This window comes from Mesorhizobium sp. WSM4833, assembly GCF_055811095.1.
Genome location: NZ_JBVVQG010000005.1, coordinates 433,006 through 447,571, shown reverse-complemented (window position 1 = coordinate 447,571; position 14,566 = coordinate 433,006). Strand labels below are relative to the sequence as shown.

12 protein-coding genes are annotated in these 14,566 nt (G+C 65.5%); 8 read left to right on the top strand and 4 right to left on the bottom strand.

Going from position 1 to position 14,566, the window contains the following annotated elements; translation table 11 throughout:
* Positions 1 to 156 precede the first annotated feature (156 nt).
* Entirely contained in the window at positions 157 to 720 is a 564-nt protein-coding gene (locus AC0L2D_RS12900) for a cytochrome b (RefSeq protein ID WP_473541219.1), read from the top strand.
* Positions 721 to 840: 120 nt separating this feature from the next.
* Here the strand turns inward: AC0L2D_RS12900 and AC0L2D_RS12895 are convergent, their stop codons facing one another.
* The gene (locus AC0L2D_RS12895; protein WP_023814179.1) at positions 841 to 1,020 is read right to left on the bottom strand and encodes a hypothetical protein; all 180 of its coding nucleotides are present in this window, start codon (positions 1,018 to 1,020) and stop codon (positions 841 to 843) included.
* 129 nt (positions 1,021 to 1,149) lie between these two features.
* Complete coding sequence (locus AC0L2D_RS12890; protein WP_473541217.1) at positions 1,150 to 3,138, bottom strand: transcriptional regulator; 1,989 nt, start codon at positions 3,136 to 3,138, stop codon at positions 1,150 to 1,152.
* A gap of 254 nt (positions 3,139 to 3,392) precedes the next feature.
* Between AC0L2D_RS12890 and cysK the strand changes: the two genes are divergently transcribed.
* The 7 genes from cysK to AC0L2D_RS12855 all read left to right on the top strand — a co-directional run bounded on the left by cysK (position 3,393) and on the right by AC0L2D_RS12855 (position 12,059).
* On the top strand, positions 3,393 to 4,481 hold the full coding sequence (gene cysK / locus AC0L2D_RS12885; RefSeq protein ID WP_473541215.1) for a cysteine synthase A: 1,089 nt from the start codon (positions 3,393 to 3,395) through the stop codon (positions 4,479 to 4,481).
* 13 nt (positions 4,482 to 4,494) lie between these two features.
* A complete protein-coding gene (locus tag AC0L2D_RS12880; RefSeq protein ID WP_473541213.1) occupies positions 4,495 to 5,982 on the top strand; it encodes a pyridoxal phosphate-dependent decarboxylase family protein in 1,488 nt (495 codons plus the stop codon).
* A 49-nt stretch (positions 5,983 to 6,031) separates the two neighbouring features.
* Positions 6,032 to 6,388 carry a hypothetical protein gene (locus AC0L2D_RS12875; protein ID WP_024502169.1) on the top strand — a complete coding sequence of 119 codons (357 nt, stop codon included), beginning with the start codon at positions 6,032 to 6,034 and terminating at the stop codon, positions 6,386 to 6,388.
* Between the two features lie 127 nt (positions 6,389 to 6,515).
* Complete coding sequence (locus tag AC0L2D_RS12870; RefSeq protein WP_473541212.1) at positions 6,516 to 6,887, top strand: hypothetical protein; 372 nt, start codon at positions 6,516 to 6,518, stop codon at positions 6,885 to 6,887.
* 114 nt (positions 6,888 to 7,001) lie between these two features.
* Positions 7,002 to 7,628 carry a CDGSH iron-sulfur domain-containing protein gene (locus tag AC0L2D_RS12865; protein WP_013528606.1) on the top strand — a complete coding sequence of 209 codons (627 nt, stop codon included), beginning with the start codon at positions 7,002 to 7,004 and terminating at the stop codon, positions 7,626 to 7,628.
* Positions 7,629 to 7,749: 121 nt separating this feature from the next.
* A complete protein-coding gene (locus AC0L2D_RS12860; RefSeq protein ID WP_473541210.1) occupies positions 7,750 to 9,792 on the top strand; it encodes a hydantoinase/oxoprolinase N-terminal domain-containing protein in 2,043 nt (680 codons plus the stop codon).
* Between the two features lie 98 nt (positions 9,793 to 9,890).
* Entirely contained in the window at positions 9,891 to 12,059 is a 2,169-nt protein-coding gene (locus AC0L2D_RS12855; RefSeq protein WP_473541209.1) for a malate synthase G, read from the top strand.
* A 66-nt stretch (positions 12,060 to 12,125) separates the two neighbouring features.
* Here AC0L2D_RS12855 and AC0L2D_RS12850 read toward each other — a convergent pair whose 3' ends face one another.
* Positions 12,126 to 12,665: a J domain-containing protein gene (locus tag AC0L2D_RS12850; RefSeq protein ID WP_013528603.1), complete on the bottom strand. Its 540-nt coding sequence runs from the start codon at positions 12,663 to 12,665 to the stop codon at positions 12,126 to 12,128.
* A gap of 273 nt (positions 12,666 to 12,938) precedes the next feature.
* Positions 12,939 to 14,471: a YifB family Mg chelatase-like AAA ATPase gene (locus tag AC0L2D_RS12845; RefSeq protein ID WP_473541208.1), complete on the bottom strand. Its 1,533-nt coding sequence runs from the start codon at positions 14,469 to 14,471 to the stop codon at positions 12,939 to 12,941.
* Positions 14,472 to 14,566: the final 95 nt, after the last annotated feature.

The following is a 14,566-nucleotide window of genomic DNA, read 5'->3' as shown; positions in this document are numbered from 1 at the left end:
CTTTTCTTTGTCCAGCATTACGCGCTCGATGCCCGACTGTCCGCAAACTCACAGCTTACCCGTTCCAGTGTCCTGCCAGCTCACGATCATCCGAGCCCGACAAAGCTTTGACATGATCGCGGCTAGTTTAGAAACATTCAAAACTGGAAGGCTCGCATGCACCTCACCTATACAAGCGCACAAAAAGCCATTCACTGGGCGGTGTTTCTGCTGGTCATCGGCCTTTATGGCTTGACCTATGTGGAAGAACTTTTTCCGCGCGGCGATCCCGGCCGCGCGCTCGTCTGGTGGTTCCATATTTCGTTCGGGCTGCTGTTGTTTGCGCTGGTCGTCATCCGCGTCGGCCTGCGCCTGATACTGGGAACGCCAGGGCTGCAGACGGAAATGTCGGAGCTTGAACGATGGGCGGCCAAGATCGCGCATCTGCTGCTCTATGCGCTGCTGGTGACCATTCCGGCTCTCGGCATCCTGCTGACTTGGTACAGGGGCGACGCCTTGAGCTTCTTCGGCCTCTTCACCATCCCGGCCCCGGTATCGCCCGACCGCGACACGGCCCGGTTCATCAGGGAACTGCACAGCCTGTGCGCCAATTCGATCCTCATCCTCGCCGGAGTGCACGCAGCCGCGGCGCTATGGCATCATTTCATCCGCAAGGACGACGTGCTCAAGCGAATGCTGCCGGAAAGCACGCTCTCCTGGAGCAAGTCCGGGAAAGTGTGAAGTGGTTTCCCAGGAAAAGCGCATAGCGCCTTCCCTCGTTGATCGGGAGGGCCTTTCCTTCGACCTTCTTTTTCTTCAGAAGGCGCTCTCCCCGAGAGGGCTAACGCCGACCGATAGCGCCTACCGCACGGAGCCGGTGACGGTCGGGTCGATCATGCTGGGAACCGACTTGCGTTCGTTTCCGGCAAGCGCCGCTATGATCAGCAGGCTGGCAACCACCGGGACAAACAGGATGGCAACGCGAGCCTGCACGTAAAATATGGCGCGCCATTCATTGCGCTTGTCGGGGCTGTTGCTCATCATACTCACTTTGTCGGCCCCCCGGGCCGTGACATAGAAGCTAACGGTTAAACAACTCCTTCCGACTTCGTTAACCCGGCGGATTTGAGGCGAAATTCCCATGCGATCCCCAAGATGGCGATCCAGGCTTCAGTTGAGCCCGATGCGGCTGGCGCCCTGCCGGAACAGCGCTACGGCATCCGGTTCGAAGCGGAAGGTGCCGATGAAATCGTCGGCGCAATAGTCCGGCCTTGTCTTGCGGATGGCGGCGGCGAAGCCGCGCGCCTCGTCGAGCCGTCCGGCCAGCGCCAGGCAGTGCGCGGCGATCGCCAGTATGATGGCGTGGGCGTTGGGCCGCGCCGCCGCCTTCAGCGCCCATTCGGCCGCCTCCTCGAACTGGCCGAGCCGGACATGCGCCATGGCGCGTGCGCCCAGCATGCCGAACAGCAGCGGGTCGAACGGGCTGAGATGGCGCGAGTGATCGGAAGAGCCTATCGCCGCTCGCGGGTCGCCCGACTGCGAATGCACGAAGGACAAAGCGTAGTGGCCGAGCGCGAAGTTGGGGCTGAGATCGACCGCCCGCTCGAGTTCGAGCAGCGAGCCGTCCTGCTCCCCGCGCAGCCACAGCGCCCGGCCCATCGCCCAATGCGCGGCCGGATTGTGGTCGTCGACCAGCAGGCTGTGTCCGGCGCTCTCGAACGCCAGCGCGCATTCGCGGTCGCGGTCGCCCCAGCGCTGGAAGGCGTTCTGCCAGTGGGTGAAGGACAGGCCGGCATAGGCGCGGGCGAAGGTCGGGTCGAGCTGCAAGGCCTGCGCAAAAAAATGCCGCGCCTGCTCGTTTTCGGCCTGGGTGAAGCGGTACATGTGCCAGAGGCCGCGATGGTAGGCCTCCCAGGCGTTGAGCGAGCTGGGCGCCTTCAGCATGGCGCGGTTGCGCTCGACCGTTTCGATCTCGGCCGAGATCGAGGAGACGATGCTGTTGCCGATGTCGTCGAGCACGGAAAAGATGTCATCGGGCCTGCGCTCGAAGGTCTCGGCCCAGACGATCCTGGCGCTGCGCACCTCGATCAGCTCGACGCTGACGATGAGGCGGCCGGACGGGCTGCGCACCGTGCCGGTGGCGACATAGTCGACATTCAGCCGGCGGCCGGCATCCTCGGGCGCGATGTTCTGCTCTGCCAGCGCAAACACCGATCCGCGCGCGATGACGAAGAAATCCCTGAGCTTGGCCAGGCGGGTGATGATGTCGTGGGTGAAACCGTCGGCCAATCCGCCGCGCGTGCCGCCGCTCTCCTCGACAAACGGCATCACCGCCAGCGAAGCGTGGCTGGGCTCGACCGGGCCGGGTGCGGTGGGCATGGTAGCCACCAGTGGCGATAGCGTGGACAGGCAGGCCGTTCGAAGCGAGGTGCCCGACTGTCGGTCACGGATCGCCCGCCAGGCCGCGCGAAGCGGTGCGAAATCGAGCTCCTCCGACCGAAACAATCGTTCCGCCGCGGCCAGATGCTCTTCGGCCGCGCCGACCTCGCCGCGCCCGGCCAGATTGGACAGCAACGCCAGATGTCCGCACGTGTCGAACGGCGCCAGTTCCACCCATGTGTCGAGATGGGCGATCGCCTCGGCACTATAAGCCGGCAGGCTCGCGACAAGGCGTTCCAGCACGGCGGCGTGGCAAGCGCTGAAGCGGCGGCGCTGCGCGATCAGCCAGCTGTTGAAATGCGGGCTGCGCTCGAGCTCCAGCCCGTCGAGGAAATCGCCGGCAAACAGTCCGGCCAGCACGCGCAAGCGCTCGACGTCAAGCGTGCCGATCCCTTGCGCGGCGGCGCGGCTGACCTCCAGCACATCGACCAGGCAATCGTCGAGATCGAGTGCGACCGTATCGCCTTGGGTGGAGACCCGGCGCCGGGCCGGCATGTCAAGCGCGCCGCGCAGCTTGCTCAGGCACCAGCGCAGTTCGCCCCTTGGGTCGTTCGGCACATCCCACAACAACTCGCACAGGCGACTGCGGCTGACCGGATGCGGCGCCAGCGCCAGATAGGCGAGCAGCGCGCGCAGCTTGCGTGACGCGGGCAGGGCAACCGGAGCGCCGTCGCGGGAGATCATCAGCGGTCCGAGCAGGCGCACGGAAAGGACCGGCATGTCGCCGTCCGGCCTCGATCGAGTGGATTCCACGTGCGTTTCCACGCCTGCTCCCACGCTGGCCTGTCGGCCTCTCCTGTATCACCAAACACGACACGGCGCATCCGGCAGCGGATATCAGCGCCGGATACGGGCATTGCCGCTGTGCGGCATGTCAGTCCTAGCGCGGCAAGGTCACCAAACCTCGCCGCCCAGCCCGCCGGTTTGTAACCCGCCCGTGAAGACAAAACGCGATGACAATCAAGGAGACCAAGATGTTGCAGCAACAGAAGATCAGAACCACGGCCGGGCGCGGCCGCCTGTTCGACAGCATTCTCGACACCGTCGGCGACACGCCGGTGGTTCGCATCAACAATCTCGGACCGTCCCACGCGACGATCTACGTCAAGGCCGAGTATTTCAATCCCGGCGCCTCGGTGAAGGACCGGCTGGCGCTCAACATCATCGAGGAGGGCGAGCGCAGCGGGGCGCTGAAGCCGGGCCAGACGGTGGTCGAGGCGACCAGCGGCAACACCGGCATTGGCCTCGCCATGGTCTGCGCGCAAAAGGGCTATCCGCTGGTCGTCACGATGGCCGACAGTTTTTCGGTCGAGCGCCGCAAGCTGATGCGCATGCTGGGCGCCAAGGTGGTGCTGACGCCGCGCGCCGAAAAAGGTTTCGGCATGTACAAGAAGGCGGTGGAACTGGCCGAGGCCAATGGCTGGTTCCTTGCCCGCCAATTCGAGACGACCGCCAACGCCGCCATCCACGAGGCAACGACGGCGCGCGAGATCGTCAATGATTTCGCCGGCTCGCGGCTTGATTGCTTCGTCACCGGCTATGGCACCGGCGGCACGGTGGTGGGCGTGGCGCGCGTGCTGCGCCGCGAGCGGCCGGAAACCCGCATCGTGCTCTCCGAGCCGGCCAACGCGCAGCTCATCGGCAGCGGCAAGGTCCAGCAGCGCGGCGTCGATGGTGCTCCCGCCGCCAGCCATCCAGCCTTCGAGCCGCACCCGATCCAGGGCTGGACGCCGGATTTCATCCCCAACGTGCTGCAGGAGGCGATCGACACCAGCCTCTATGACGAGGTGATGCCGATCGCCGGGCCCGAGGGCATCAAATGGGCGAGGGAATTGGCGCGCAAAGAGGGCATCTTCACCGGCATTTCCGGCGGCGCGACCTTCGCCGTGGCGCGGCAGGTCGCTGAGAAGGCGCCGGCTGGCGCGGTGATCCTGTGCATGCTGCCCGACACCGGCGAACGCTACATGTCGACGCCGCTGTTCGACGGCATCGAGGCCGAGATGGATGCCGACGAGACCGCCCTGTCGCGCTCGACGCCCGGCTGCCAGTTCCCGGCGGCTTGACGGGAGATCTGGTATGGACGCCGTGCAAGATAACCTAGGCCTGTTGGCCGAGGAAACGCTCGACCCCCTGGATTGGGCCGATGTGCAGGCCCTGTCGCACCGGGTCATCGACGATGCGGTCGATTACCTCCGCGATGTGCGCGACCGCCCGGTCTGGCGGGAGATGCCGGCCGATGTGAGAGGGGCCTTCTCGGCGCCGCTGCCGCGCTCACCGGCGCCGCTGGATGCGGTCTATTCTGAGGTGTCCCGCACGGTGATGTCCTATCCAATGGGCAACATTCATCCGCGCTTCTGGTCCTGGTATATGGGGTCGAGCAATTTCACCGGTGCGCTCGGCGATTTCCTGGCGGCAATCCAGGGCTCGAACCTCGGCGGCGGCAACCACGCCGCCGGGCTGATGGACAGCCAGGTGGTGAACTGGTGCAAGGAGATGCTGGGCTTTCCCGCTTCTGCCGGCGGCACGCTGGTCAGCGGCGGCTCGATGGCCAACATCATCGGGCTGACCGTGGCGCGCAACGTCAGGGCCGGCATCGACGTGCGCGAGCATGGTGTCGCCGCCATCGAAAAGCCGCTGCGCTTCTACGGCTCGGAGCAGATCCACTCGTGCCACCGCAAGGCAATGGAGGCACTTGGCCTCGGCAACCGGGCACTGCGCCGCATCCCGACCGATGCCGGGCTGCGCATCGATATCGCCGGCTTGCGTGCCGCGATCACAGAGGACCGCGCGGCAGGGTTCAAGCCGGCCTGCGTCATCGGTACGGCGGGCACCGTCAACACCGGGGCGATCGACGATTTGCAGGCGCTTGCGAAGCTGTCACATGAGGAAGGCCTCTGGTTCCATGTCGACGGCTGCATCGGCGCGCTGATCGCCATTGCGCCTGAGAATGCCCATCGCGTCGCCGGCATCGAACGGGCGGATTCGGTCGCGCTCGATCCCCACAAATGGCTGCACGCGCCGTTCGAAGTCGGCTGCGCCCTGGTCAGGGATGCCGCCGCGCATCGCGGGACCTTCGCGGTGACGCCGGAATATCTGGAATCGACGCCGCGCGGCCTCGCTTCCGGCGAATGGCTGCACGACTACGGCCTGCAGACGTCGCGCGGTTTTCGCGCGCTGAAGGTGTGGATGGCGCTGAAGGAGCACGGTGTCGAGAAATTCGGCCGCCTGATCGACCAGAACATTGCCCAGGCCGTCTATCTTGCCGGCTTGATCGAGGCCGCGCCGCGGCTGCAGCTGGCGGCATCGCCGACCGTCAACATCGTCTGCTTCCGCTATCAGCCCGGTCTGACAGGCGAGGCTCTGAAGGCGCTCAACACGGAGATCATGCTGCGGCTGCAGGAACAGGGCATTGCGGCCCTTTCGGACACCACGGTGCATGGCGAGCACTGGTTGCGCGTGGCGATCACCAATCATCGCACACGGCGCGAGGATCTCGACCTGCTGGTGCGTGAAACGGTGCGGCTGGGGCATGAGATCGCGACGCAGGGTTCCGCACCTTCCTAGTTGCGGGCAGGCGTGCGATTCTGCCGCTGTGATTCGGGAGATCCAGGCCGTGACGCTGTTTCGTATGGTTGCACTGGCGGCGCTGGTCTTCACCGCCTCGGCGCAGGCCGCCGACATGGCCTTCTTCGTCAAGAACCTGCGCAAGGAAGCAGTCGCGGTCGAGCTGTTCAGCCGCGACCGCGAGACGGTCTGGCCGGGCAACGACAAGGTGTTCCTGATCGCCCCAGGGTCGCAGAAATCCGTGCCGTTCTCCTGCAATCAGGGCGAACATATCTGCTATGGCGCCTGGGCCGACGGCAATGACAGCCTCTCGGCCGGCGTCGGGCCGGACAATGACCAGCCTTGCGACACCTGCTGCTTCATCTGCGTCGAACACTCGACAGAGACGATCGATCTGGTGCCGTAGAGCGCGGAAGTTTTCGTTGGACCCAAATTAAGTCAGGGATCGGCTCGTCCGGTCCACTTCCGCGATTCAGCGCTGCGTGCGATGGTCGCCACGCGGCCGGGTGGGCCGCTTATTCAGGGGGTCACTCATGTTTCATGTCTATGCGCGCCGCGTGCTGGCCCCGCTGTCTCTCCTCATGCTGCTCGTGCCGGCGGCGCGTGCCGACGATGTCACCTTTGCCATCAAGAACGGCCACCCCAACGCCATGCGCGTCGAACTCTACAGCCAGGACCGCGACTATGTCTGGCCGGGCGATGACAAGGACTTCTACCTCGACGACGGCGAGACCAAGCAGCTGCCGATATCCTGCAACGCCGGGGAATCGATCTGTTACGGCGCCTGGGTCGATGGTGACGAGGGCACCTATTGGGGCGTCGGCCCCGGCAACAAGGAAAAATGTGAGGATTGCTGCTACACCTGCAGCGGCGGCGAGACCGAGGAGATCGAACTGGTCCCCTGACCGGTTTGCCAGCTTGACGGTCTTCGGGCTGGAGCCATAGCCTGTGCAAATACGCAGCGCGCGCCGCCTCGAACTGTTCAGACGCGACGTGCTTCAGGCAAAAGGAGCTCAGCTATGGCCGGCATGGTCGAAAGCGACAAGATCGACGTCGGGTTTTCCGGCAAGCGCTGCATCCATTCGCGCAACTGCGTGCTCGGCGATCCGCACGTCTTCGTGCCCAACGCGCCGGGTCAATGGATCCATCCCGAGGCGGCCAGCGTCGAGAAGATCGTCGCCATCGCCGAAAGCTGCCCGTCGGGCGCCATCACCTATGTCAGGAAGGATGGCGGGCCGCAGGAGCAAGCACCAGTGGTCAACACGGTGCGGCTGCGGGAAAACGGCCCGCTGGCGGTACACGCCGAAATCGTTCTCGACGGCGAGACTTCTTATCGTGCCACGCTCTGCCGCTGCGGCGCTTCGGAAAACAAGCCGTTCTGCGACGGCAGCCACAACAAATCCGGTTTTGCCGCCACCGGCGAGCCGCAGCTGAAGGACACGCCGGCGCTCGAAGCGAGAAATGGTCCGCTGAAAGTGACGCCGACCACCAATGGCCCGCTCAAGCTTGAGGGCAATCTCGAGATCGTCACCGGAACCGGCCATACGGTCGACCGTACACAACGCGCCTTCCTCTGCCGCTGCGGCCATTCCGCCAACAAGCCGTTCTGCGATGGCACGCACAAGAAAGTGGGGTTTGTCGGGTAGGTTGGCGCTTCGGCCAACGCTGCCAATCTCCGCCTTGGCCCAGCGCTCGCAGCTTTATCGACCCGCCCGCATCGGCTAAAGGCAGGGGCAGACAGACTCCCCAGCCGGACCGCCGCCAAAAATGACAGCCAAGACCAAGCCAAAACCGTTGTTCCTCGGGATCGACACCGGCGGCACCTATACCGATGCCGTGTTGTGGTCTGAAACGGAAGGCCCGCAAGAAGGGCCGAACAAGGGCAAGGTGCTGGCCAAGGCCAAGGCGCTGACCACCAGGCATGATCTTGCCGTCGGCATTTCCGGCGCCGTCGACGCTGTGCTGCAGAAAGCCGGAACCGATCCGGCTGATATCAAGCTGGTGTCGATGTCGACGACGCTTGCCACCAACGCGCTCGTCGAGGGCCAGGGCGGCCGCGTCGCGCTGGTGATGATCGGCTTTTCCGAGGGCGACCTCGCCCGCGACGGGCTGAAGGCCGCGCTCGGCACCGATCCGGTGGTTTTTTGTCCGGGCGGCCACGACGTGCATGGCAATGCCGCCAAGCTCGATCTGTCCGGACTGGAAGCGGCGCTGCCGGAACTCGGCGCCTCGGTGTCCGGCTTTGCCGTCTGCGCCTACTTCGCCACCCGCAATCCGGCGCATGAGATCGCCGCCCGCGAGTTGATCCGCGACAAGTCCGGCCTGCCGGTCACATCGAGCCACGAGCTGTCGGCCAAGCTCGGCGGCCCGCGCCGGGCGCTGACCACTTTGCTCAACGCCAGGCTGATCTCGATGGTCGACCGGCTGGTGGCAGCGACCGAAGGCTTTCTCGAGGCGCGCAACATCGCAGCACCGCTGATGGTGGTGCGCGGCGATGGCGCGCTGGTTTCAGCCGCTTTTGCCCGCCAGCGACCGATCGAGACCATCCTGTCCGGCCCGGCCGCCAGCCTGGTCGGCGCCCGCCACATGACCGGGCTCGACAATGCTGTGGTGTCCGACATCGGCGGCACCACCACCGACGTCGCCGTGCTCGACGGCGGCCGTCCCAGGCTAGATCCGGAAGGCGCCACCGTCGGCGGCTTCCGCACCATGGTCGAGGCCGTCGCCATGCGCACCTTCGGCCTCGGCGGCGATTCCGAAGTGGCGCTGGAGGATGGCGCGCTCAACCCGAAGATCCTGCTCGGGCCGCGCCGCCTGGTGCCGCTGGCGCTGGCCGGCATGGCGCATGGCGTAGCGGTGATTTCAGAGCTGGAGCGCCAGCTGCGGGCACCCAATCCCGGCCGCATGGACGGCCGCTTCGCGGTGCGCACCGGCGTGCCGGACCGGCTCGCCGCCGGCCTGACCGGCGCCGAAGCCAGGCTCTACGAGGCCATCGGTGCCGTGCCGCTCGCCGTCGACAGGCTTTTGACCTCGAATGCGCAGAACGCGACGCTGAACCGGCTGGTGTCGCGCGGGCTGGTGCATGTCGCCGGCTTCACCCCGTCGGACGCCGCCCACGTGCTGGGCAAGCAGGCGAACTGGGACCCTATCGCGGCGCGCCTCGGGGCCGAACTGTTCGCCCGCAAGCGTGACGGCCGTGGCCAGAACATTGCCGCTTCGCCGGAAGCGATCTCGGAACGGGTGCTGGTGACGCTGACGCGCTGGTCGGCCGAATATATCCTCGAGACCGCCTTTGCCGAGGATGGGCTCGATGGCGCCGCGACAGTGGCGCACGCCCTGGTGCAGCGCGCAGTCGACGCGCATCCCGGCATCGCCCGCCTGAGCGTTGCGCTCGACCGCCCGGTCATCGGCCTCGGCGCCTCGGCGCCGCTGCACTATGCCGGCTTGGCCGAGCTGATCGGCAATGACTGCGTGGTGCCCAGGGATACCGATGTCGCCAACGCGCTCGGCGCCGTCGTCGGCCAGGTCAGGGTTTCGGCCGAGGCGCGGGTCAGCCAGCCCATAGAAGGGCTGTTTCGTCTCGCCTCGGGCGAGACCGTACGCGATTTCCTCGACGAGGCAGCGGCGATCGCGGCGGCCGAGGCCGATGTCCGCGCCATCGTCGCGGAGCGCGCCAGGGATGCCGGCACCGACAGCGCCGAGATCGACGTCGCCACCGAATTCCGGGTCTCGACCGTCGAGGCCCAGCGCATGTTCATCGAGGCGCATGTCGTGGCCGTGGCCTCGGGTAGGCCAAGGATTGCGGTTTGAGCGACGCGGCGAAATACGCCACCTTCACCCTAAGCTGAATTGACCCGGCAAACCTGACATGCCAAAGGCCCGCAAAGCCTTTCATCTGGAGTAGCCTGATGACCGACCGCATCGAGATCGCCGGATTGCGGATTGCCCGCGAGCTGCATGAGTTCGTGGCCACGGAAGCGCTGCCGGGCACGGGGATCGAAGCGGACGCCTTCTGGAACGGTTTTTCGGCCATCGTCCATGATCTGGCGCCGAAGAACCGGGCGCTGCTGGCAAAGCGTGACGCCATCCAGGAACAGATAGATGGCTGGTATCGCGATCACGGCGCGCCGGTCGACATGGAGGCCTACAAGGGCTTCCTGAAAGAGATCGGCTACCTCGTTCCCGAAGGCCCGGCCTTCAGCGTGTCGACCGACAATGTCGACTCGGAAATTGCTGATGTTGCCGGACCGCAGCTGGTCGTGCCGGTGATGAATGCGCGCTATGCGCTCAACGCTGCCAATGCTCGCTGGGGTTCGCTCTACGATGCGCTCTACGGCACCGATGCCATCCCCGAAACGGATGGCGCCGAAAAGGGCAAAGCCTTCAATCCGGCACGCGGCGCCAAGGTCGTCGCCTGGACGAAGACCTTTCTCGACGAGGCTGCCCCGCTCACGTCCGGCAAATGGGCCGGCGTCAATGGCCTGTCGCTGGCGCAAGGTGCCTTGCGGCTGAGCGCCGGCGCCGGCTCGACGACGCTGGCCGACCCCAGGCAATTCGTCGGCTATCGCGGCGATGCCGCCAATCCCGATGCCGTGCTGCTTGTGCGCAACGGCCTGCACATCGAGATCGTGATCGACCGCAACAACCAGATCGGCCGCACCGATCCGGCGGGCATCGCCGATGTGATCCTGGAATCGGCGCTGACCACCATCCAGGACTGCGAGGATTCAGTCGCGGCGGTGGATGCGCCAGACAAGGTCGTCGTCTACCGCAACTGGCTCGGCCTGATGAAGGGTGACCTGGCGGAAGAGATCACCAAGGGCGGCAAGAGTTTTGTCCGCAAGCTCAATCCCGACCGCGCCTACACCGCGCCCGCCGGTGGCACGCTGACCGTGCCCGGCCGCTCGCTGATGCTGGTCAGGAATGTCGGCCACCTGATGACCAGCCCGGCGATCCTCGACCGCGACGGCAATGAGGTTCCGGAAGGCATCATGGATGCGGCGATGACGGCGCTGATCGCGCTGCACGATGTCGGGCCGAACGGCCGCCGCGCCAATTCCCGAGCCGGCTCGATGTATGTCGTGAAACCCAAGATGCATGGGCCGGAGGAAGTCGCTTTCGCCGTCGAGATCTTCGACCGCGTCGAAGCGCTGCTCGGCATGGCGAAAAATACCATCAAGATGGGCATCATGGACGAGGAGCGGCGCACCACCGTCAACCTCAAGGAGGCAATCCGCGCCGCAAAGGAGCGCGTCGTGTTCATCAACACCGGCTTTCTCGACCGCACCGGCGACGAGATCCACACCTCGATGGAAGCCGGCCCGATGATCCGCAAGGGCGACATGAAGCAGGCCGCCTGGATTTCCGCCTACGAGGCGTGGAATGTCGACATCGGGCTGGAATGCGGCTTGGCCGGCCACGCCCAGATCGGCAAGGGCATGTGGGCGATGCCGGATCTGATGGCTGCGATGCTGGTGGAGAAGATCGTCCACCCCAAGGCCGGCGCCAACACCGCCTGGGTGCCGTCGCCGACGGCGGCGACACTGCATGCCACGCACTATCACAAGGTCGATGTTCACGCCGTGCAGGCGGCGCTGAAGAACCGGCCCAAGGCCAGGCTCGACGACATCCTGTCGGTGCCCGTTGCCGTGCGACCGAACTGGTCGCCCGAGGATATCCAGAAAGAACTCGACAACAACGCGCAGGGCATTCTTGGCTATGTCGTGCGCTGGATCGACCAGGGCGTCGGCTGCTCGAAAGTGCCTGACATCAACGATGTCGGCCTGATGGAAGACCGCGCCACGCTGCGGATTTCCTCACAGCACATCGCCAACTGGCTGCACCACGGCGTGTGCAGCGAGGACCAGGTGATGGCGACGATGAAGCGCATGGCTGACATCGTCGACCGCCAGAACGAGGGCGACCCGCTCTACGAGCCGATGGCGGCCGACTTTGACAAGTCGATAGCCTTCCTCGCCGCCTGCGACCTGGTATTCAAGGGCCGCGCCCAGCCCAACGGCTACACCGAGCCGGTGTTGCACGCGCGGCGGCTGGAACTGAAGGCGCAGCAGGGCTGAAGAGGCCAGTCCCTGCCGTGAATGGGGCGGCAGGTCTTCGGCCTGACTTCCTCCGGAGGTGAGGCGTCAGGAAGCTGTATGGTCCAGGAGCCGGATGGTGGGATCGCGACGGTGTTCGGAGTTGACCCTATCGACGCCTTCCACCGTAATCGCGATCGTCCCGTTTTCCACTCTTGCTATCCAGCCCTTCGCTTTTAGATACCAGAGATGAAACTCGAGATGCTCTCGCGGACAGTCTGACAGGCGTTCGAGCTCCACATCCCCGATCCCGGGATTGCTGACGTCGTGCCGGCGCTTCGCGTAAAGCAGCGACAGCAGCCTGGCCTGGATCACGACATCCCGCTCGATGCCTTTGCTGTTGCTGGCTTCCTCGGTCAATTCGCGGCGAAGGCCGGCATGGTCCCTATACGCGATGTCGTATTGAGCGCGTTTGACCGGATCCTTGAGCGTGTTGTGGGCTTCCACGATTTCACTGAAGCGGGCTTCATCGCCGGTTTCGCGATTGTCGGGATGATAGCGCATCGCAAAATAGCGAAATATGCGCTCCAGCGTTTCCGAGTTGGCGTTCGGGCTGACTTCCAAAACTTCGTAGTAGTCAACGAACATAGCGGGCTCCCCGACCGCAATCATATTCACATTATCTAAATAAGGAATTCCCAATGCGGAGACCAAGACTTTGGTCCGATGCGATGACGTCCACGCCCCCGAAGACGGAGAAACGGCCGGCGCCCGGTCGGTGGGGGCCGTTGGGTGGTGAGGACGTCGACCAAGCGGACAATCAGGTCCGCCGCAGTGCGGAGATGGCCGATTCGTCGGATGACGGTTATGGCGTGATCGCGGAAGGCAATTTGGCGAGGTGGGCTTGTCGGGCGGCGAGACCTACGCCGCCTGTGCCACCCGCTCCGAACTCATGCGGTAGGAAATCGCTTCGGCCAGATGGATGCGGCCGACGGTTTCGCTGGCGTCGAGATCGGCGAGTGTCCGCGCCACCTTCAGCACCCGGTGATAGGCTCGCGCCGAAAAGGCGAGCTTTTCGCTGGCGTCCTTGAGCAGCGACAGGCCGGCGGCGTCCGGCATGGCGATCTCCTCGATGACCGAGGGCGCGCAATGCGCGTTGGTGGTGGCGCGGGTGGCGCCGAGCCGCTCGAAGCGCTCGCGCTGGATGGTGCGGGCGCGTGCCACGCGCATCGCCACATCGGCACTTTTCTCCGCCCGGTCGGGCCGGATCAGGTCGCTGGCCGAGACCGCCGGCACCTCGATCCTGAGATCGATGCGGTCGAGCAGCGGGCCCGAAATGCGCGCCTGATAGTCGGTGCGGCAGCGCTCGCCGCGCAGGCAGCGATAACCAGGCTCGCCGGCCATGCCGCAGCGGCACGGGTTCATCGCCGCCACCAGCTGGATACGCGCTGGATAGGTGACGCGATGGTTGGCCCGCGCGATCATGCAGTCGCCGGTCTCCAACGGCTGGCGCAGCGCATCGAGCGTCTGCGGCGTGAACTCGGGAAACTCGTCGAGGAACAGCACGCCGTGATGGGCCAGCGACACCTCGCCCGGCCGGGCGCGGATGCCGCCGCCAACCATTGCCGCCATCGAGGCCGAATGGTGCGGCGCGCGGAACGGCCGCCGATCGGTCAATTTGCCTTCGCCGAGCTCTCCCGCCACCGAGGCGATCATCGAGACTTCGAGCAATTCCTTCGGCGCCAGCGGCGGCAGGATCGACGGCAGCCGCTGCGCCAGCATCGATTTGCCCGAGCCCGGCGGGCCGATCATGAGAAGATTATGCCCGCCGGCGGCCGCCACTTCCAGCGCCCGCTTGGCGGTCTCCTGGCCCTTGATGTCGGCGAGGTCGGGCAAATCCAGCGCGGCGGCGTGGATGCCGGCCTCGGGGCGCGACAGCACCTGCGTGCCGCGAAAATGATTGGCGATGGCAATCAGGCTGCGCGGCGCCAGAATGTCAAAATCCTTGCCCGCCCAGGCCGCTTCCGGCCCGCAGGCGAACGGGCAGATCAGGCCCTTGCCCTCGGCATTGGCGCCGATCGCCGCCGGCAAGGCGCCGGCGACCGCGGCGATCGTGCCGTCGAGCGACAATTCTCCAAGCACGACATAGCCAGCCAGCATGTCGCCCGGAATGGCGCCCAATGCCGCCATCAGGCCAAGCGCGATCGGCAGATCGTAATGGCTGCCCTCCTTGGGCAGGTCGGCGGGCGCCAGATTGACCGTGACCTTCTTCGACGGCATCGACAGGCCGGAAGCATGCAGTGCCGCCTGCACCCGCTCGCGGCTTTCGGCCACCGCCTTGTCGCCCAGGCCGACGATGTGCATGTTGACCTTGCCGGGCGCGATCATCACCTGCACGTCGACCGGCACGGCCTCGATACCCTGGAAAGCGACCGTGCGAACCCGCGCCACCATTTTTATGCCCCCGGCCGCAACCCCTGCGATTGGCCAAGAATGGCCCTTCGGGGAGACAATCACAATTCTCCGGTCAAATCAAGAACATTACAGGA